We start from the raw sequence: 19,117 nt of genomic DNA, 5'->3' as shown, positions 1-19,117 counted from the left end.
AGTATTGGGCCGATAGCAGTGAAAGCACATCATGGCGCGACATTCCAGGCTTCCCCCGATCCCGCAAACCCAGCAGGACGACAGCATTTTGATCGACAGCACTTGGCCGACGAGCTTGGATGAAGCACAGACGCGCCAAGAGCAAGCCGCTCGCAGCGCTGCGCTGGAAACGCAAGCCCAGTACCACGCTCAGTGCGACGACGCGGCGAGCGCCTGCTGGTATCTGTGCCGCAGCCTAGGTCTTGCTCGTCAAATGGAAGCCGGCGGTGAGCCCACGCTGGAGCTGCTGTTCGAGCTGCTCGGCGCCTTGGCCGACCTGCCGGCCGAAATCGGCAATGCACCCATGCCCGAACATATCGGCGCCGACAAGCTCGGCGTGTTCGAGCTCTGCCAGCAATTGGCCGCCGCACGCGAAGCCAGTCAGGAAGCCTGGGTGGACGCCGATCTGGCTGCTCCCTTGCAGACACAGACGCATTGAAACTTGCTTGCCGCAGGTTTGCGAGGATTGCATTCTTCGCAGCCTGGCTGCATGCTGACGGGCAGTTCAAACGGAGCTGCGCATGAAAATCCTGAAAGTTCTCGGCCTCAGCCTTGTCGGCTTGGTGGCCCTCCTTCTGATAGGCGGCTGGCTGCTGCCCTCTACCTTCAGCGTCTCTCGCAGCGTGCAGATTGCCGCCAGCCCAGAGAAAATCTACCCATTGGTGGCTGCCCCCGGCGCATGGCGACAGTGGAGCGTTTGGAACCGGCGTGATCCGGCCATGACGATCGAATACAGCGGCCCGGACACCGGGGCCGGCGCGGTCTGGGCCTGGAAGAGCGCCAGCGAGGGCGACGGCAAGATGACTTTCACGGCAGCCGAGGCGCCCAAACGGGTCGCCTACGATCTGTTTTTCCCCGACTTCGGCACCACCTCCAGTGGTGAGTTTCGCTTCGAGACGCAAGCCAGCGGCGACACCCAGGTCACTTGGCTGATGAATGGCGATATGGGCAAAAACCCCTTGTTCCATTGGCTGGCTTTGTTCGCCGATGGCATGGTGGGCAAAGACTTCGAGGCAGGCCTTAAGAATCTCAAAGCGGTCGCAGAGACGAGGCCTTAGGCCTGGGCTGCCCCAAAAAGCAGCAGACCGCTGTAAGACCAGTCATATCAATGACTTAAAAGCGCTGGCCGCAGCTTGCCCACGGACTTATCCACAGAAAGCAGGGATAGATCGGGCCGATTCCTGGGCGAATAGGCTCGAATAGGCCCAAGAAGGTCCAAGTGCCACGCCCATCATTGAAAATGCCGGCATGCGTATCCGTTCCCCTTCTTTGCATGAGCTGCATGCTTTTGCGGCTTCGGCCCGGCTCGGCAGCTTTTCGAAAGCGGCCGAAGAACTCTGCGTCACCCAGGGCGCCATCAGTCGCGCCATCGCGCATCTTGAGGAGCAGTTGGGCCAGACGTTTTTTGTACGCCAGTCTCGCGGTATCGAATTGACCGCGCGCGGCCGTGACTATCTCAGCCAAATCAGCGCCGCCTTGCAAACCTTGGAGTCCGCGGCAACCGCCCAGCGTTCGCCGGACATCCCGACCCGGCTGCGCTTGGCCGTGCCACCCACCTTGGCCGCCAAATGGCTGATCCCTCGCCTGGCCGATTGGCAGGCCCTGCATCCGCAAATTTCGCTCTCCTTGGCCCCCTCGCAATATGACGAAGACTTCAGCGACGCTGACATCGACGCCTGGCTGCGCCCGAGCAGCGGCAGCTTCCCCAGCGGCATAGACGCCGAGTACATCGTCGGCCGCGAGCTCGTGGCGATCTGCCATCCCAAAGACCTGCAAGGCAGCGATGCGCTGAGTGAGCCGGTCGATCTTTTGAGTCGCCCGCTGCTGTGCAATACCAACTACCAACAGAACTGGCGCCTCTGGCTGGACTCCGTCGGCCTGGGCGCGCATGAGTTCAAGCCCAGCGCCGACTTCGAGCAGGTTTCCATGCTGGTGCAGGCGGTGGTGGCCGGCTTGGGCGTGGCTGTCGTGCAGCGCTGCTTGATCGACGATGAACTCGGTGCCGGGCGCATCGCCATGCCATTTGAAGACAAGGTTGCCTTCACGGTCGGCTATATGCTTTGCACCCGCCGCGCCAGTCACTCCAATCGGGCCTTGCAGCAATTGCTGCAATGGCTGAAGGCGCAGGCGGCTTAGGCCTACCTTGTCCCCAGTGCAGCCGCCTGTTCGTAGGCTGCGATCAGGCGGCTAACGCGCGACACCGACAGCCCCAAGAGCGCCGCCAAGGCACTCATCGTTTGCCCCGCCTCGGTGTGAGCGCGGTACAGCGCTTGTTCGCGCGAGTCGCTGTCGCGCAAACATGCTGACCAGTCAAAGCCCCCGCTTACCGCAGGGCTGTGCGGGCTTTTGGCAGTTGGAAGCTTGGTTTGAGCTGCAGCCTGGGTGGACATTTGGGCGCGCGCCAACGTGGCCTTGGCGAAGGCCTCATCACCCAAAAATATCTGCTGCCGCAAGCGCCCCGGCCAGAGCTGCAAAGCCGGCTCTTTGACGACCAATTTGGCATAGCGTTCGGCGGCCTGCCGCTGATCGGCCGGGTTACGCAGCTCCCGCCCGAGCACATAACGCCACAGGCCGACTACATCCAACCACGGCGGCGCGGCCTCGAGACCGGCATGCGCAGCGAAGCTGGACCAGGGCCACTGCTCAGGCGAGGCCACCAGGCCCATGCGCAAGGGGTTGAGCTCCACATAGCGGCAGGCATCGAGCAGATGCGCCTCGCGATCAACCAAGACTGCCTTGAAGCGGCCACGGAACAGCGCGCCTTCGCCGCGCCGCTGGTGCATGTGATGCTGGGTGTAAACGCCGCCCAAATGGCGCATCAAACGCGACAGATTGGCACGGCGGGTGTACAGCAGCAAATGGTAATGGTCGGGCAGCACGCAAAAGGCCAGCAGCTGGGCGTCAAAGCGTTGCATGGTTTGGGCCACGAGGCTCAAGAAGGCCGCACGGTCGGACTCCAGCGCGAAGGCCGCGTGACCCGCCTCAGACCAAGCGCTGACGTGGTAAACCGCGCCGGGGAATTCAATGCGTGGAGGGCGAGCCATGCCCAAACATAGTCCAGCCCACTCGAAAAGGCAAGGCCTGACCCCGCCCTAGTCCAGCCGAAGCCCGCATCAAAGCCACATCAGTCACGGCAGGTCCGACAGCCACGATCTGGTCGGGGGTCAGGTCATTCAAACCTCGTCAATGCTTGGGATGCAGACCTTCAAGCACCGTCAACACGGCCACGTCGCCCATATTGCGGGCGTCCGCCAATTCGCCGCCATTGGTGGCGCTGAGCACCTCGCCGTCGCGCTTGAGCACCGCCACCGCTGGGATGCCCTTCTTCAAGGACACGCCCATCTGGGCGGCCAAATCGGTGTTGCGATCAAAGCGCCCCACATTGACCTTCAGCAACACCAAGCGTTTGTCCACGTGCTCGGCCAAGCTGCCCGCGCTCATCTTCTTGTCGAGCGCCACGCAGTCACCGCACCAATTGGCACCGAAGACCACCAGCACATTCTTTTGCTGTGCCTGCGCCTTGGCCAGCGCGAGATTCAGCTCGGCGCGCGCATCGGCCGCCTCGTTATAGATTTGTTTGACGCTGCTCGGAACCGCCGTTGCAGGCAAAGCCCTCGGTGCGCTGGCCGAGCTGGCGGCCTGACTCTGAGCATGGACGGGCAGCACCGCAGACAGCGAGGCAAAAGAAATGATGGCGGCAAGGAGCTTCATAGGAGGCGATGAAATTTGAATGAGGCCGAGTTTGCCACGCACGAGATGCGGTACAAAGCGGCACCTCCCTCGCTACGCATCGAAAGAAAATCCCATGGCGGCTTCCAGCCTGTTTGCCTTGATCGACGACATTGCCACTTTGCTGGACGACGTGGCCCTGCTCAGCAAGGCTGCCGCCAAGCAGACCACCGGCGTGCTCGGCGACGACCTGGCCCTCAACGCCCAGCAAGTCAGCGGTGTCGCCGCCGAGCGCGAGTTGCCGGTCGTTTGGGCCGTGGCCAAGGGCTCGGCACGCAACAAGGCGATTTTGGTACCGGGCGCGTTGGCCATCAGTGCCTGGGCGCCCTGGGCCGTGACCCCGCTGCTGATGGTGGGCGGCACCTATCTCTGCTTCGAGGGCTTCGAAAAGATCGCCGAGAAGCTGCTGCACAGCGTCGACGATGAAGCCAAGACGCAGCAGGCGCTGAAAACAGCCGCACTCCATTCGGCGCAAGACCTGCTCGACTTCGAGCGCGACAAGATCAAGGGCGCCATCCGCACCGACTTTGTACTCTCGGCCGAGATCATCGCCATCACCCTGGGCACCGTCGCCGCCGCCTCCTTCCCCAAGCAGGTGCTGGTTTTGAGCGGCATCGCGGTACTGATGACCATAGGCGTCTACGGCCTGGTGGCGGCGATCGTCAAGCTGGATGATGCGGGCCTCTATCTGAGTCGAAGCAAACTCGCACCGCTGCGCGGCCTGGGCAGAGGCATGGTCAGCCTGGCGCCCGGCTTGATGCGCACGCTGATGGTGGTGGGCACGATCGCGATGTTCTTGGTCGGTGGCGGCATCCTCAGCCATGGTCTGCCGCAGCTCCACGGCTTGGCCCCGGCGCTGGCTGCCCACATGGGCCCAGCGGCGCCGCTGGCTGGCTTGACTGTTGACGGTTTGGTTGGCCTGGCCGCTGGCGCCATCGCGGTGGCCGTGTTCACCTTGGGACAGCGGCTCTGGCGCATCGCCCGAGGCCAGGCCGAGGGTCAGGTCTGAACCCTGTTGAAAGGGCGGAGCTGCCGCAGCACTGGCGCGAATATGACAGTCCGGAGTAGGATGCCGGCATGAAAATTTACCAAATCGAAGTCCAGAAGTTCAAGGCCGCCTCGAACAATATCCACGGTCAGGTGCTGTTCAAGGTCGATGCCCTGATCAACCCCAAGGCCGAAGTCGAGGGCATTGAGCCTAGCACCATCATTGCGCTGACCGAGAAGAATGCGCGCGTGCTGATGGCCTTGCTGAAGGCGCAACTGGCTGAATTCGACGGCAAGAAAGCGCGCAGCCGCTTCTAAGACCTGGGCCTGCGACAATCACGCGATGGAATATCCCCAATACGATCCCCAATCCGACAATCTGCCACTCTCTGACGAGGAGTTGTCGACGCTGGATGACATGCTGACCAAATTGCCCACCGAGGCCTCGATGAATATCGAAGCGCTGGATGGCTACCTGGCAGCGCTGCTGTTGAGCCCGAAGCCCTTGGCCGATTTGCCCGGCGCAGCCTGGCTGCCGCTCACCTGGGGCGGCGACGGTGACGACCTCGAAGCGTCGACCAAACCCGAAAACTACCCCTTCGCCAGCGGCAAGCAGCGCAAGCGCGTGACCCTGCTGGTGCTGCGCCACCTGCGCTCGATTGCCTGGCAGTGGACAGCCAAGCCGGAGTTGTGGGAGCCGATCTTCAGCGTCGCTGAAAGCGATGTCGAAGGCGAGCCCGATCTGACCGATGCCGAAGAATGGGCGATTGGCTTCCTGACCGCCGTGGACCTGGCCCCCGAGGCTTGGGAGCCGCTGTTTGACGACGCCGTCACCGGCCCGCTGCTGGCTCCGGTCGCCTTGTTGGGTGGCGACGAGACGCAACTCAGCGATGAGGAGCGCGCCCGCCTGGCCGACCCCAAGGAGCGCGATGCTCTCAGCCGCGCGGTACTGGACAATGTGCTGCTGCTCTGGGCCGCACGCAACAAGCATTGAATGAGGCCCTTGCCTAAGGCATTGCTTCGCCGGGCGGCCTGCGCCGCCTTGTTGATCGCCTTGGGCGCCCTGAGCGCTTGCGGCACAACTTCGGTCAACCCCGTCACCGGCAAGACCGAGCGCACGGTGATGGACGAGGCCAGCGAAATCGCCGAGGGCCGCACGGCCCACGCGCAGGTGCTGCAGGAGTACACCCAGCTTGCCGACCCCAAGCTGCAAGCCTATGTGAACGAGCTGGGCCAACGCTTGGCCAAGGCCTCGCACCGCAGCCACCTAACTTGGCATTTCACCGTGCTTGACAGCCCCGAGGTCAATGCCTTTGCGCTGCCCGGCGGCTATGTCTATGTGACACGCGGCATCATGGCTTACCTGGAGAGCGAGGCCGATCTGGCCGGCGTGATCGGGCATGAAATCGGACACGTCACGGCCCGACACGGTGCGCAGCGCGCTACCCGCCAACAAAGCGCCGGCATCGGCGTGCTGGCCGCCAGCGTGCTCGGCGCGGTGCTGGAGTCGCAAGGCCTGGGCGGCGCCGGCCAGTTGATCGGTCAAGCCTCACAGAGCGTGGCCGCCGGCTATATCGCGTCCTATGGGCGCGAGCAAGAATTGCAGGCCGATGGTCTGGGCGCCGAGTATTTGTCACGCAGCCACTACGACCCCAAAAATATGGTGGACGTGATCCATGTGCTGAAGAACCAGGAGCGCTTTGCCGCCGAGCAGGCTAGGCTGGAAGGTCGGCCCGCCCCCAGCGGCAGCAGCTGGCTGGCCTCGCATCCCAGCAATGATCAGCGTCTGAGTCAAATCAGCCAAACGGCACAGCAATATGCCGGCATTGACGGCAGCAAGATTTACCAAGACGACGGTCGCGCCCGCTACCTAGCCGCCATTGAGGGCATCAGCTATGGCGAGAGCGCCGAGCAAGGCCTGAGCCGGGGGCGTAATTTCTATCACCCGGGCCTGGGCTTCGCCCTGACCGCGCCTGCCGGCTGGAAGATCCAGAACGGCGCCGAAGCGCTGATCCTGAGCAACCCGGAGCAGGATGCTGGCTTGGTGCTGCGCCCCGTACCGCCGAAGTTCAGCGGCAGCCACGAGCAAATCCTGCGCCAGATCTTGCCGCAAGCGGAGCAGGTGCAAGTCGACAAGCTGTCGCTGGGCGGCCTGCCGGCCAGCCATATCAACGCCGTGCAGCGCAACGCCCAGGGCCAGCGTCTGCCGATCGAATTCACCCTCATCAGCGGGCCGAACAAGGCCAACTACATGCTGATCTACCGCGCCCGCGATGCCAATGCGATGGCGCGCGCCTCGCGCCGGATGCAGGAAGCCGAAGCCAGCTTCCGCCCCATGACGCCGGCCGACCGCGCTGCCGCCAAACCCTGGGTTTTGCGCAGCGTGACCATGCCGGCGGGCGGCTTCGCCCAGTTGGCCAAGACCTCGCCGCTGGGTGAACGTGCCGAGGCCCAGCTGCGCCTGCTGAACGGCGCCTTGGACGCTGACCCGAAACCGGGTCAGAAGGTCAAGATCGTGGCAAGCGCGCCCTGATCCGCTGCCTCAAGGCTGGGCGGGCTGGGCGCGGCCCAAATGCTGCAGCCAAAAAGCTTCGTACTTGCGGTGCCAGCCCACGGTCTTGACCGCGCCGCCCATGCCGTGCTCGCCGTCCGGGTCCAGGAAGAGATCAACCAAGCCTTCCTTGCCGGACTCCAACAGCGCGCGGTAGACATTCACCGTGTCTTGATACAAGACGTTAGGGTCCATCATGCCGTGCACCAGCAGCAGTGGCTTTTTCAGGCCTTTGGCCATGGGCAGCAGCGAGTATTTGCGCAGATTGGGCTTGCTTCTATCGACCTTGCCGATGGTGCGTCCGCTGTACCAGCTGTTGTAGTTCTCCCATTCGGTCGGTCCCGCTCCGGCGATGCCTGCGGCAAACAGATCGGGCTTGTTGTACATCGTGTACTGGGTCTGAAAACCGCCAAAACTCCAGCCATTCAGGCCGACGCGTGCCGGGTCGATGCCGAAGTTGGCACGCATATGGGCGAACAAATCCTCCAAGTCCTCGGTCTGCGGCAGGCCAGGGTTCTCCCAGTTCGCATCGGAGAAGCGTCGGCCGTAGTTCGAGTGTCCGCGTGAATCGATCGTCACCATCACATAGCCATGCTTGGCCGCCATATACATGGCGAACACATAGGCGCTGGGCTGGAAGCTGTCGGCCTCGACCGAATGGCGGTCGTTCAAGGGGCCGCCGTAGATGTAGACGACCGCCGGGCGCTTGTCGGCAGCGGTCCAGCCATTGGGTTTGAACACATAGGCCGGGATGCTGTCGCCATGGCGGTTCTTGAACGAGAAGCGCTCGGGCCGCAGCAAGTCCACTTGCGCCCAGGCCTTGTCGTGGCTGTCGGTCAAGACCTTGCTGGAGCCCTTACCGGCATCGATCAGCTTCAGTTCCGGCCGCGCCGCCCAGTTGCCTGCGTTGGCCGATAACCATAGCCCGTCATAGGAGACCACGCCGTTGCGGTGATAGTCGCCGGTAACGCCCAGCGCTTGCATCGCGCCGTCGGCCAGATTGACGCGGAACAGATTCATTGCCGCCAGGTCACCCTTGTTGGCGACGACAAACATGGCCTTGCTATCGGGCGTAAAGCCCAGCACCTGATGCGCCTCGAACTCGCCCTTGCCGCCTTCCAGCAAGGGGCGCAGGCTGCGCGCCGCGATATCCCAGCCATAAGGCTGGCGAAACCCCTTCTCGTCCAGCGTCAGCACCAGCGTCTTGCCGTCCGGTGTGAACTGCGGGTTGACGACGTTAACCACCTCGTGGCCCACATCGCCGCGTCGCTCCAAAACCAGCTCCGGCTTGGCATTCTCATCCGCGCCGCCGATGTAGACACGCAGCAATTCTTTCTCGCGCTCCCAAGTGCTGAAGGCATAGCGGCTGCCGTCGCGCGCCCAGGCAATCGGGCTCAGCTCAAACCAGCTGTCACCGCCGGCGTGGGTGAAGACCGGCGCAGGCTGCTTGGCCGGTGCATCCTCAAGCCCGGGCACCTTGCGGATATAGATGGCCAGCGGCTTGTTCGTCAGCTTGTCGTCGGAGACCTCACGGTCGACCTTCTTGGCCGTGGCGAAACGCTCGGCGTAATTCATGATCTCGACCTTGCGGCCGCTCGGCTCAGGCGCGGGCTTGCCCTCTTCGGCAGGCTTGAGCGGTGCCCGGCCGACCAAGGCCATCCAGCGGCCGTCTTCGCTGATCGTGGTGGACTCGATCTGGTACTTCTTCTCGGCATCATCCGGATGGATCAGCTCGCGGTTGAGCACTTGCACGCCGCCGGCGCCAAGCCTTGCGCGCAGCACGCGCTTGTCGTCCATATAGACATAAGCCTGATCATCGGCGCTGTAGGCGACCATGCGTAAAGCCCGCGAAGTCGACTGCAGCGGCGTGATCTTGCTGTCACCGGCGACCCAGCGGAACAGGCCGCCGCGGTAGGCAAAGATCAACTCATCCTTATGATTGGCCCAGACGACTTGAGTCGCACCGGGATACAAGTCGGTCGGCTTGAGCTTGTCCTTAGCCTGCTTTTTCTTCAGCTCGTCACGCCACTCCCATTGCTCTTTGTCTTTCTCGGGCTTGTCGGCTGCCGCAGAGGCGGCCGAGGCTGGGCTCGCAGCTGCCAGCGGCTTGCCGGCCCGCTTGGCTTCCAATGCTTGGGCGGCGAGCTTCTCGGCCTCGGCTTCGGCCTTGTCGATCGCCTTTTGGGCGTCGTCGCGGGCCTTCTTGGCGGCGTAATCCTTCTTCACCTGTTCCAGGGCAGCCGCTTCCCATTGACCCAGGTCGACAGAGGCTCCGAGCAGATAGGCCGCCTGCGCCTCTTCCTTGGCTTGCCGCTCGGCGGTTTCGCTGCGCTTTTGCTGCAGTTTTTTATCGAAACGAGCCAGATCTTCCGGCGCATCAAAAGCGGCCATCAGTGCAGGCGAGGTCAGGCGCTGCGTCTTGCCGGTCTTGCTGTCATGCACATAGAGATCGGTCCCCGGCTCGCCGAAGGGATTCCAAAGGTAGGCCAGGTAGCGGCCGCTGTGGCTGAACTCAGGGGATTTGGCGTTCTCGCCGCGATACGGCTCGGCACGAAAGACTTGCTCCAGCTTCAAGCCGGCCGGCGCCGGGGCCACCGGTTGTGCAAGCGCCGACAAGGTCAGCGCACTCATCAGCGCCGCCATCAGACAGCTGGTGGCCAAGGCCTTGCTGCGCTTGGCATTCTCAAGTGGGTGTGGGGTTTTCTTGTGGTTCAACAAACCGCGTTCTCCAGGCTCGCCCAGGGTCAGGGCAGCCGGCATTCTAAAAGGCCGGCCCCTGGTCAAACGATGGTCATGGCCGCTGAACGCCCTGTCAGCCAATTCAGGCAAACTCGCGCCATGAACCTCAGCACCGTGTTGGCCGCCGCCGGCCTTTTGACTTGTATCTTCCTGGCGATTCGCATGTGCTTGAGCCCACGCTTGCGCCAGCAAATGGACGCGCGCCTGCGCCGCGTCGCCTGGGGTTTGCGCGATGCCGGCCACCGCCTGGGTGTTTACTGGCGCAGCCGGCGCTTCAAAAAATCAGCCGCCAGCGAGGCCGACGCGGCGATACGCCGCGCCAAGACCGCGCACAAGCCCGAGGGTGAATGGGACGGCAATGTCTACCGTCCCAAAAGCTTTGGCAAAGACAAGCCGCGCAAACCGCACTGAAGACCGTCTTCGCCAAGGTCAGCGCATTTGGCGCGGGCTCGCCGGCTCAGCGCTGCCCGTCGCCGCCCGCCATCACAGCCGTCATGCGGAACATCGCATCATGTGCACAGGCCTCGCCGGGCTCGCCGCCGTGGCCGCCGAAGGCCGTCAGCAGCGGCGTGATGTCGGGTGCTGCGGCTGCCTTCTTGGTGCCGGGCTCAAGGCGGAAGATGGTCTTGCCTTCCTTGATGGTCTCGGTGACCTTGATCTCGGCAATCGTGTCCGGCTTCACCGCCGTCGGATCTTTCGACAGCAGCGCGAAGTCGGCCAGCTTGCCGACCTCCAAGCTGCCCTTGGTCTTTTCTTCGAAGTGGTGATAAGCCGGCCAGATCGTCATCGCTTTCAAAGCAGTGATGACATCAACCCGATGCTCCGGTCCAACGATGCGGCCCGAGCCGCGCGCGCGGCGAGTGACGGTAGCGTCCAGCACCCGCATCGAGTCCGGGAAGGCCACCGGCGCATCGTGATGGCTGGAGAAGATCATGCCGCGCTTGCGTGCCCAGCCGGTGGGCGAGATGTTCAAGCCCGCCTGCGGGCCAACCGTGTGATCGAGATGCCAGTCACCCCAGTAAAAGGTATGCATGGGGAACAGCGAGGGAATGACGCCCAGCGACTTGTAGCTGTCGAGCTGATCCTCGCGCAGGAACTGGCCGTGGATCAGCACTGGGCGCAGAGCCTTGGCTTGCGGGAAGCGCGCCTGCGCCGCTTGGTGTGAGGCAATCAAGAGGTCGGAGGCCCGCTCGCCATTGGAGTGAGTGATGACCTGGATGCCGTTTTCGGCCGCCCATTGCACGGCGCCCATCACATCTTCGGCAGAAGCTGCGGCATAACCCGAATAACCCTCGGGATAGTTGCCGACCAGCTTGTAATAAGGCTTGTCACGCCAGGCGGTGAAACCCTGCGGGCTGCCGTCGATGGTGAGCTTGGCACCGGCGACGCGGAAGCGGTTGGTGTAAGTGTTGCTCTGGTTCGCCTTGATGAAGGCCCGGTCCACCAGCACATCGGGATAGGTGTTGACGTCATTGGCGAAGCCGCCCTCGGCCGCCACCTGTTTCATGACGGCGACAATCTGCGGCGTGGACCGGCCTTCTTCGGCCGTGGTGTAGCCAAAGCGGGCCCAGAGCTTGGCGCCTTCGCGCGCAAAGGTCTTCAAGCCCTCAGGCCCCACACGACCCAAGACCGCCGGGAGGGCGCTGGAAAAAGCTGTTTCTTCGATCGTGCCATTGGGCTCGGTGCTGCCGGGCTTGCGTTGGATCACGCCGCCTGCGGGGTTTTTGGTGTTGGCGTCATACCCGATGACCTTCAACATGGCGGAGTTGGCAGTGGCCAAATGGGCCGACTGGTGCACGATCAGAATCGGAATGTCTTTGGAGACCTCGTCCAGCTCCTCTTTGGTCGGATGGCGCAGTTCTTTCAGTTGGGCGTTGTCATAGCCAAAACCAAGAATGAGTTGGGTCTTGTCGACCGCAGCGGCGTTCTTTTGCACCCAGTCACGCAGCGTCTGCTGCAGCGAGGCGATGTCCTTGACTTCACCATCGGGCGGCGCCAGCAGATTGGCCGAAAGTGCCTGCAAACCGCCACCGAAGATATGGCCATGTGCGTCGACAAAGCCGGGAATGAGGGTTTGACCCTTGAGATCCACGAGCTGTGTGGCGGGGCCCTTCAACTTCATCACCTCGCGGCTCTTGCCCACGGCAATGATCTTGCCGTCGGCGACAGCCACCGCTTCGGCGCGCATGGCCTTGTCGTTCATGGTCAGGATGGTGCCGCCCGACCAGATGCTGTCGGCCTTCTGCGGGGCGGCCATTGCTGGCGCGGCAAGCGTGAGGATGGCCGCCATCAGTGCGGACGTTTTCAGGTTTTCCGGGTTCATCACAGGGCTCCTCGCTGAGAGTGGGGTGTTTGATCGGTATGGTTTCATGCCGCGAGACTCGGGCGCCAACGGGCGCCAAAGTCAAACTACGCCGACGGATTTTGCCACCACAGATGAGCCGTTATGTGCCCCGCGCCAACACCGGCCGCAGCGCTACGCCGGTGTGCGAGCCCGCCGCCACGACCACCTCCGGCGTGCCCTCCACCACCACCTCACCACCGGCCGTGCCGCCATCCGGCCCCAGGTCGATGACCCAGTCGGCTTCGGCGATCACGTCGAGGTCATGCTCGATCACGACGACCGAATGCCCGCCCGCGACCAGCCGGTGCAGCACCCGGATCAGGCGCTCCACATCGGCCATGTGCAGGCCCACCGTCGGCTCGTCCAGCACGTACAGCGTGTGCGGCGCCTTCTGGCCGCGCCGCCCAACCTCGTCGCGCACCTTGACCAGCTCGCTGACCAGCTTCATCCGCTGCGCCTCGCCGCCAGACAGCGTCGGTGACGGTTGACCCAGGGTCAGATAACCCAGCCCCACGTCCTGCATCAGCTTGAGCGGATGGCCGATCGCCGGCATCGCCGCAAAGAACGGCGCGGCCTCGTCGACCTCCATCGCCAGCACATCGCCGATGCTCTTGCCCCGCCAGCTAACGCCCAAGGTCTCAGGGTTGAAGCGCTGGCCATGGCATTGGTCGCAGAGCACTTTGACATCAGGCAAAAAGCTCATCTCGATGGTGCGCATGCCCTGGCCCTCGCAACCGGGGCAGCGGCCTTCGCCGGTGTTGAAGCTGAAGCGATTCGCCGCATAGCCGCGCGCGCGGCTTTCCAGCGTGTCAGCAAAGAGCTTGCGGATCGCGTCCCAAAACCCGATATAAGTCGCAGGGCAGCTGCGCGGCGTCTTGCCGATTGGCGTCTGGTCAACCTCCAGCACCCGGTCGACCAGTTCATGGCCTTCGATGCCGGCACAACCAATCCAATGCGCGGGCGCTTTGCGCAAGGGCACGGCTTGCGCCATGTTCGCGAGCAACACATCCCGCGCCAAGGTCGATTTGCCCGAGCCCGAAACGCCGGTCACCGCGACCAGGCGGTGCAGCGGCACATCCAGCGTCACATGCTGAAGGTTGTGCAAACTCGCATCCAGCACGCGCAGGCGCGGCGCACCATCGACCATCTCACGGCGCGCTTGCAGCGGATGGATCAGCGGCTTGGACAGGAAGCGCCCCGTCACCGAGTCCGGCTGCAGCGCCAGATCGGCCGCCGTGCCCTCGGCGACCACATGACCGCCCCGCTTGCCGGCACCGGGGCCGATGTCGATGATGTGGTCGGCGCGGCGAATCGTGTCCTCGTCATGCTCGACCACGACCAGGGTGTTGCCCAGATCGCTCAAGCGCCCCAGCGCCTTCAAAAGAATCTGGTTGTCGCGCGGATGCAGGCCAATCGTCGGCTCATCCAAGACATAGCAAACGCCTTGCAGATTCGAGCCCAGCTGCGCAGCCAGCCGGATGCGCTGCGCCTCGCCGCCGGACAAGGTCGGTGCGGCACGGTCCAGCGTCAGATAGCCGAGGCCCACCTCCTCCAGAAACTCCAGCCGGCCCTTGATCTCCGACACCACATCCCGCGCAATCTCGGCGTCACGGCCCAGCAGCGTCAGGCCATCAACCCAAGCGCGCGCGTCCTTGACGCTCCAGGACGCCACGGTACTGATGGCCTGATCTTCAAAAGTCACTGCTCGCGCCGATGGGTTCAATCGCGCGCCATGGCATTCGCCGCAGGGCTGATCGGCCAAGCCTTCGATCTCGACCTCTTGGCCGGCAAAGCTCTGCTCGCGGCCGCCTTTGTCATCCTGGATGGAATCATCCAATGCCTTGCGTTGCTCGCGCGTCAAGGCCAAGCCGGTGCCCACGCAGCCCGTGCACCAGCCATGCTTGCTGTTGTAGCTGAACATGCGCGGGTCCAGCTCGGCATAGCTGGTGCCGCAGGTCGGGCAAGCGCGCTTGGTGCTGAAGACCTTGACCGTGCCGATCCCCAGCGTCGAATGCGCCTCGGCGATCGCCTTGTGCAAGCCGTCCAAGGGTGTGAGCAAATGCAGCACGCCCTTGCCGAGGTCCAGCGCCTTGGCCAACATCTCGCGCAGCTCGCCTTCGTTGGCGGCCGAGATGACAAGATCGCCGACCGGCAACTCCAGCGTGTGCTCCTTGAAGCGATCCAAGCGCGGCCAAGGCGCGGTGGCAATGAACTCGCCGTCGACGCGCAGATGCGTATAACCGCGCGTCTTCGCCCATTTGGCCAGGTCGGTGTAGAGGCCCTTGCGGTTCATCACCAGCGGCGCCAACAGGCCGACATGCTGGCCCATGTGATCGCGCAGCAGCTGCGCGGCGATCGACTCGACGCTTTGCGGCCGCACCGGCGTGCCGTCATGCATGCAATGCTGGACACCTAACTTCACATACAACAGGCGCAGAAAATGCCAGACCTCGGTGGTGGTGGCCACCGTGCTCTTGCGCCCACCGCGGCTGAGGCGCTGCTCGATGGCGACCGTCGGCGGAATGCCCCAGACCGCATCGACCTCGGGCCGGCCGGCCGGCTGCACGATGGAGCGCGCATAGGCATTCAGCGACTCCAGATAGCGGCGCTGACCCTCGTTGAACAGAATATCGAAGGCCAGCGTCGACTTGCCCGAGCCCGACACGCCGGTGATCACATTGAACTTGCCGCGCGGAATCGACACATTGACCGACTGCAGATTGTGCTCACGCGCATTGACGATCTGGATTACCTCGTCGGCCTTGGCACGGGCGCGGCGGGCTCGGATCAAGCTCTGCAGCGGCATGCCCTCTTCGACCTTGTGATCTACCGCCACCGCCGGCCGGTCCATATGGGCCGAATACTCGCGCAGCGCCAGCGCGGTATGCGATGTGGGGTGCTCCTTGACCTGCTCGGGCGTGCCGACGCAGACCAGCTCGCCGCCGCCCTCGCCGCCTTCGGGGCCAAGGTCGATCAGCCAGTCGGCCGCGCGGATCACGTCGAGGTTGTGTTCGATCAATATCAGCGAATGGCCGATGGTCAGCAGCTTGCGCATCGCCCGCATCAGCTTGGCGATGTCATCAAAGTGCAGGCCGGTGGTCGGCTCGTCGAACATGAACAGCGTGCCTTTTTTGGCTAAGGCTTGGCGCGGCTTGCTGGCGGCTTCGGCGAGGAAACCAGCCAGCTTCAGGCGCTGCGCCTCGCCGCCCGACAGCGTCGGCACCGGCTGACCCAGCTTCACGTACTCCAGGCCCACATCGACAATCGGCTGCAGCTTGGCGACCACCTCGCGGTCGTCTTTGAACAGGCGCACTGCCTCGCTAACGGTCAATTCAAGCACGTCGGCCACACTCATGCTGCGCTCGGCTCTTTCGAGCTTGACGTCCAGCATCTCGGCCCGGTAGCGCCGGCCATCGCAATCGGGGCAGCGCAGATAGACGTCGGACAAGAACTGCATCTCGACATGCTCGAAGCCCGAGCCACCGCAGGTCGCGCAGCGGCCGTCGCCGGCATTGAAACTGAACATGCCGGCCGTGTAGCTGCGCTCGGCCGACATCGGCGCGGCCGCGAACAGCTTGCGCAACTCATCAAATGCGCCGACGTAAGAGGCCGGATTGGAGCGCGCGGTCTTGCCAATCGGCGACTGATCGACGAACACCGCGTCGGCCAACCAATCGGCGCCGAGCAGGCGCTCATGCAGGCCCGGCGTCTCGGTCTGCTGACCAAAATGGCGCGCCAAGGCCGGGTACAAAACGTCTTGCATCAGCGTGCTCTTGCCCGAGCCGGACACGCCCGTCACCACCACCATACGCTGCAGCGGGAACTCGACCGTGACATTGCGCAGATTGTGCTCACGCACGCCTTCGATGATCAGCTTGGGCGTGCTGGCTTCGACCGGGCGCTTGACGCCCATGCCGACCAGCTTGCGCGCGCCCATATAGGCGCCGGTCAGCGTGTCTGCCGCGCGGATCGTTTCGGGCGTGCCGTCAAAGACGATCTGCCCGCCGCGCTCGCCGGGGCCCGGCCCCATATCGATCAAGCGGTCGGCCGCCAGCATCACCGCCGGGTCATGCTCGACCACGACCAGCGTATTGCCGGCATCGCGCAGCCGGTGCATCGCCTGGACGATGCGGCCCATATCGCGCGGGTGCAGGCCAATGCTGGGCTCGTCCAGCACGAACAAGGTGTTGACCAGCGAGGTGCCTAAAGCGGTGGTCAGGTTGATACGCTGCACCTCGCCGCCGCTGAGCGTGCGGCTCTGGCGGTCCAGCGTCAGGTAGCCGATGCCGACATCGCAGAGGTATTTGAGCCGGTTGCGGATCTCCTCCAGCAGCAATTTGAGGGCATCGTCCAAGAGCGTGCTGGGCAGTTGCAACTGATCGAGGAAGCTGCGCAGCCGGTGGATCGGCAGCTGCATCAAGTCGTGCAAGGCCAGGCCCGGCAAAGCCTCCAGTTGTTCGCGGCTCCAGTCCACGCCTTTGGGCATCAGGCGCTGATGGGCCGGCAACCACGCATCGGCCAGTTCCTTGCTGCCGACACGCCAGAGCAGCGATTCGGTCTTCAGCCGTGCGCCGTCGCAAGTGCCGCAGGTTGTGTAGCTGCGGTACTTGGACAGGAGCACGCGGATATGCATCTTGTAGGCCTTGCTCTCCAGATATTCGAAGAAGCGTTTGACGCCGTACCATTGCTTGTTCCAGTTGCCGGTCCAGTTCGGCGAACCATTGATGACCCAGTCTTGTTGAGCTTGTGAGAGCTGATTCCAGGAGGTGTCCCGCGGGATGCCGGCGTCGGCCGCGTACTTGAGCAGGTCGTCCTGGCTGTCTTTCCAGGCCGGCGTCGACAAGGTCTTGATCGCGCCATTGCGCAGCGTCTTCTTGCCGTCTGGGATCACCAGGCCGAGGTCAACCCCGATCACCCGCCCGAAGCCCCGGCAGGTCTCGCAAGCGCCCATCGCTGAATTGAAAGAGAACAGCGGCGGCTGCGGCTCCTGGTAGCGCAGATCGCTTTCAGGGCAATGCAGGCCGGTGGAGTAGCGCCATAGTTCAGGCTCTGGCCCTTCTTCCTTGGGCAGAACATAAACATTCATCCGTCCGCTGCCGCGCTTCAAGCAAAGCTCAATCGCCTCCATCGCGCGCTGCTTGTCGGTGCCTTGCAACCTGAATCTATCCGCCACCACGTCGAGCAGCTTGCGCGGGCCGGTCACCGAGGCCACCTCGCGCTCGGCCTGCACCTTGGTGAAGCCGCTGGCCGACAGCCACTGCGTCACCTCGTCCGAACTGGTCGTCGCCGGCAGCTCGACCGGGAAGGTCAAAACGATTCTTGGATCTGCGGCGCGCGTACGTTCGAGCAACTCCAGATAGACCGTCTGCGCCGTGTCATGCCTGACCGGCTGCGCGGTTTTCTTGTCGAACAGCTCGGCGGCGCGGGCGAACAAGAGCTTCAGGTGATCGTTCAGCTCGGTCATCGTGCCGACCGTGGAGCGCGAGGTGCGCACCGGGTTGGTCTGGTCGATCGCGATCGCCGGCGGCACGCCGTCAACCCGGTCAACGGCGGGGCGGTCCATGCGGTCAAGGAACTGACGCGCATAGGCCGAGAAGGTCTCGACATAGCGGCGCTGACCCTCGGCATAAAGGGTGTCAAAGACCAGACTGGATTTGCCCGAGCCGCTAGGCCCGGTGACAACGGTCAACTCCCCCGTGTGCAAATCAAGATCGATGTTCTTCAGATTGTGTTGACGGGCGCCGCGGATGCGGATGGTGCCTTCTGACATGGAGTAGACCTGCTGCTGCACTGGGACCGATCATTCTAGGAAGCCTGGATGACCAAAGCTGTCAGCAGACATCCCGTCCTGCCAAGAAAAAGGCCAAATCGGCGCTTGATGGCAGTGCAGACAACTATTCAGGCCGGTCAAGCCCCCCAATCGCGGGGGGTTGTGGGCTGCGCGGGACGAAGCACCGGTCAAGCCTGTTGCAGCGCGGCCGCGCAGCAGCAACAATGCAGGCCGGCAGCAATTTGGCTCAAACAACGCTCGGATCAGCGCCTAGTCAAGCGCCCGAGGCTATAAAAAGCACTGCTGACGCCAGGCGCAGGAGCCGCCAGCAGCGCAGGCAGCGCCAAATTCGCGATGAGGTGTGCAAGCGGCACAAAGGGGAGGGAGCGATATGGAAACCAGCAGTTTTAAGAACGCCGTTGCGGCCAACTGGTTGCGCATGTCTGCTCAGCATTCGAGCGATGGCGGCATGCCGGACGAGCAAGACAGCCTGCTGGGCGGGGCCAAGTTCGCCGCCGGCATTGAGCCGCCCACCGTGCTCTTGGTGGAAGACAATCAAATCAATCAAGTCGTCGCCTTGGAATTCCTCGCCGTCATGGGTCTGCGCAGCCGCCTGGCCAAAAACGGCCTGGAAGCCCTGGCATCTTGCAAGGCCAGCCCGCCCGATCTGGTCTTGATGGACATTCAGATGCCCGGCATGGACGGCCTGGAATGCACCCGCCAGCTGCGCGAGTTGCAGGCGATGGGCGCCTTGCCGGCCTTCCCCATCTTGGCCTTGACGGCCCATGCACTGGAAAGCGATATCGCCGCCAGCATGGCTGCCGGCATGGACGAGCACCTGACCAAGCCGCTGGACTTCGTCGCCTTGCGCGGCCGCCTGGGCCGCTGGTTGGCGCTGCCGGGCCTGAAATCCTGACGACTCAAACGAAAGCGGGAATATTCACAATTTTCGTTTTCA

At 63.5% G+C, this 19,117-nt stretch carries 14 protein-coding genes; 9 read left to right on the top strand and 5 right to left on the bottom strand.

Annotated features, from left to right (window positions below):
* Positions 1-31 precede the first annotated feature (31 nt).
* The 3 genes from PRZ03_RS09980 (at position 32) to PRZ03_RS09970 (ending at position 2,175) form a co-directional block, all read left to right on the top strand.
* On the top strand, positions 32-478 hold the full coding sequence (locus PRZ03_RS09980; RefSeq protein ID WP_273600181.1) for a hypothetical protein: 447 nt from the start codon (positions 32-34) through the stop codon (positions 476-478).
* An 82-nt stretch (positions 479-560) separates the two neighbouring features.
* Positions 561-1,097 carry an SRPBCC family protein gene (locus PRZ03_RS09975; RefSeq protein ID WP_273600180.1) on the top strand — a complete coding sequence of 179 codons (537 nt, stop codon included), beginning with the start codon at positions 561-563 and terminating at the stop codon, positions 1,095-1,097.
* Between the two features lie 190 nt (positions 1,098-1,287).
* Entirely contained in the window at positions 1,288-2,175 is an 888-nt protein-coding gene (locus tag PRZ03_RS09970; protein ID WP_273600179.1) for a LysR substrate-binding domain-containing protein, read from the top strand.
* Between the two features lie 2 nt (positions 2,176-2,177).
* Here PRZ03_RS09970 and PRZ03_RS09965 read toward each other — a convergent pair whose 3' ends face one another.
* Both PRZ03_RS09965 and PRZ03_RS09960 read right to left on the bottom strand, forming a co-directional pair.
* Positions 2,178-3,083 (bottom strand): transposase, encoded by a 906-nt coding sequence (locus PRZ03_RS09965; protein ID WP_273600178.1) that lies wholly within the window; start codon positions 3,081-3,083, stop codon positions 2,178-2,180.
* 139 nt (positions 3,084-3,222) lie between these two features.
* The gene (locus tag PRZ03_RS09960; protein WP_273600177.1) at positions 3,223-3,750 is read right to left on the bottom strand and encodes a thioredoxin family protein; all 528 of its coding nucleotides are present in this window, start codon (positions 3,748-3,750) and stop codon (positions 3,223-3,225) included.
* Positions 3,751-3,844: 94 nt separating this feature from the next.
* Here PRZ03_RS09960 and PRZ03_RS09955 point away from each other — a divergent pair, with 94 nt between their 5' ends.
* From PRZ03_RS09955 to PRZ03_RS09940, 4 genes are all read left to right on the top strand, one after another.
* Positions 3,845-4,777 (top strand): DUF808 domain-containing protein, encoded by a 933-nt coding sequence (locus tag PRZ03_RS09955; RefSeq protein WP_273600176.1) that lies wholly within the window; start codon positions 3,845-3,847, stop codon positions 4,775-4,777.
* Positions 4,778-4,845: 68 nt separating this feature from the next.
* On the top strand, positions 4,846-5,073 hold the full coding sequence (locus tag PRZ03_RS09950; RefSeq protein WP_263534678.1) for a hypothetical protein: 228 nt from the start codon (positions 4,846-4,848) through the stop codon (positions 5,071-5,073).
* A gap of 25 nt (positions 5,074-5,098) precedes the next feature.
* Positions 5,099-5,749 (top strand): UPF0149 family protein, encoded by a 651-nt coding sequence (locus PRZ03_RS09945; RefSeq protein WP_273600175.1) that lies wholly within the window; start codon positions 5,099-5,101, stop codon positions 5,747-5,749.
* Positions 5,750-7,288 (top strand): M48 family metalloprotease, encoded by a 1,539-nt coding sequence (locus tag PRZ03_RS09940; protein WP_273600174.1) that lies wholly within the window; start codon positions 5,750-5,752, stop codon positions 7,286-7,288. It abuts the gene before it with no gap.
* A 9-nt stretch (positions 7,289-7,297) separates the two neighbouring features.
* On the opposite strand, the gene PRZ03_RS09935 is transcribed toward PRZ03_RS09940, so the two are convergent.
* Positions 7,298-10,021, bottom strand: coding sequence for a S9 family peptidase (locus tag PRZ03_RS09935; protein WP_273600173.1), 2,724 nt, complete (start codon positions 10,019-10,021; stop codon positions 7,298-7,300).
* 123 nt (positions 10,022-10,144) lie between these two features.
* On the opposite strand from PRZ03_RS09935, the gene PRZ03_RS09930 reads away from it, so the two are divergent.
* On the top strand, positions 10,145-10,456 hold the full coding sequence (locus tag PRZ03_RS09930) for a hypothetical protein (protein ID WP_273600172.1): 312 nt from the start codon (positions 10,145-10,147) through the stop codon (positions 10,454-10,456).
* Between the two features lie 46 nt (positions 10,457-10,502).
* On the opposite strand, the gene PRZ03_RS09925 is transcribed toward PRZ03_RS09930, so the two are convergent.
* Together PRZ03_RS09925 and uvrA are read right to left on the bottom strand one after the other, a co-directional pair.
* A complete protein-coding gene (locus PRZ03_RS09925) occupies positions 10,503-12,368 on the bottom strand; it encodes an amidohydrolase (protein ID WP_273600171.1) in 1,866 nt (621 codons plus the stop codon).
* A gap of 121 nt (positions 12,369-12,489) precedes the next feature.
* Positions 12,490-18,159, bottom strand: a complete 5,670-nt coding sequence (gene uvrA, locus PRZ03_RS09920; RefSeq protein ID WP_273600170.1) for an excinuclease ABC subunit UvrA — start codon at positions 18,157-18,159, stop codon at positions 12,490-12,492.
* 391 nt (positions 18,160-18,550) lie between these two features.
* Here uvrA and PRZ03_RS09915 point away from each other — a divergent pair, with 391 nt between their 5' ends.
* Positions 18,551-19,075 carry a response regulator gene (locus tag PRZ03_RS09915; protein ID WP_273600169.1) on the top strand — a complete coding sequence of 175 codons (525 nt, stop codon included), beginning with the start codon at positions 18,551-18,553 and terminating at the stop codon, positions 19,073-19,075.
* Positions 19,076-19,117: the final 42 nt, after the last annotated feature.

This window comes from Roseateles albus (genome assembly GCF_028595345.1).
GTDB classification, from domain to species: domain Bacteria; phylum Pseudomonadota; class Gammaproteobacteria; order Burkholderiales; family Burkholderiaceae_C; genus Paucibacter_A; species Paucibacter_A albus.
The sequence above is the reverse complement of the archived record's forward strand: the minus strand, read 5'-3'. Positions and strand labels throughout refer to the sequence as shown.

Coding starts and splice junctions, on each gene's coding strand:
- PRZ03_RS09980 (WP_273600181.1), top strand. CDS start 32: ATGGCGCGACATTCCAGGCTTCCCCCGATCCCGCAAACCCAGCAGGAC.
- PRZ03_RS09975 (WP_273600180.1), top strand. CDS start 561: ATGAAAATCCTGAAAGTTCTCGGCCTCAGCCTTGTCGGCTTGGTGGCC.
- PRZ03_RS09970 (WP_273600179.1), top strand. CDS start 1,288: ATGCGTATCCGTTCCCCTTCTTTGCATGAGCTGCATGCTTTTGCGGCT.
- PRZ03_RS09965 (WP_273600178.1), bottom strand. CDS start 3,083: ATGGCTCGCCCTCCACGCATTGAATTCCCCGGCGCGGTTTACCACGTC.
- PRZ03_RS09960 (WP_273600177.1), bottom strand. CDS start 3,750: ATGAAGCTCCTTGCCGCCATCATTTCTTTTGCCTCGCTGTCTGCGGTG.
- PRZ03_RS09955 (WP_273600176.1), top strand. CDS start 3,845: ATGGCGGCTTCCAGCCTGTTTGCCTTGATCGACGACATTGCCACTTTG.
- PRZ03_RS09950 (WP_263534678.1), top strand. CDS start 4,846: ATGAAAATTTACCAAATCGAAGTCCAGAAGTTCAAGGCCGCCTCGAAC.
- PRZ03_RS09945 (WP_273600175.1), top strand. CDS start 5,099: ATGGAATATCCCCAATACGATCCCCAATCCGACAATCTGCCACTCTCT.
- PRZ03_RS09940 (WP_273600174.1), top strand. CDS start 5,750: ATGAGGCCCTTGCCTAAGGCATTGCTTCGCCGGGCGGCCTGCGCCGCC.
- PRZ03_RS09930 (WP_273600172.1), top strand. CDS start 10,145: ATGAACCTCAGCACCGTGTTGGCCGCCGCCGGCCTTTTGACTTGTATC.
- PRZ03_RS09925 (WP_273600171.1), bottom strand. CDS start 12,368: ATGAACCCGGAAAACCTGAAAACGTCCGCACTGATGGCGGCCATCCTC.
- uvrA (WP_273600170.1), bottom strand. CDS start 18,159: ATGTCAGAAGGCACCATCCGCATCCGCGGCGCCCGTCAACACAATCTG.
- PRZ03_RS09915 (WP_273600169.1), top strand. CDS start 18,551: ATGGAAACCAGCAGTTTTAAGAACGCCGTTGCGGCCAACTGGTTGCGC.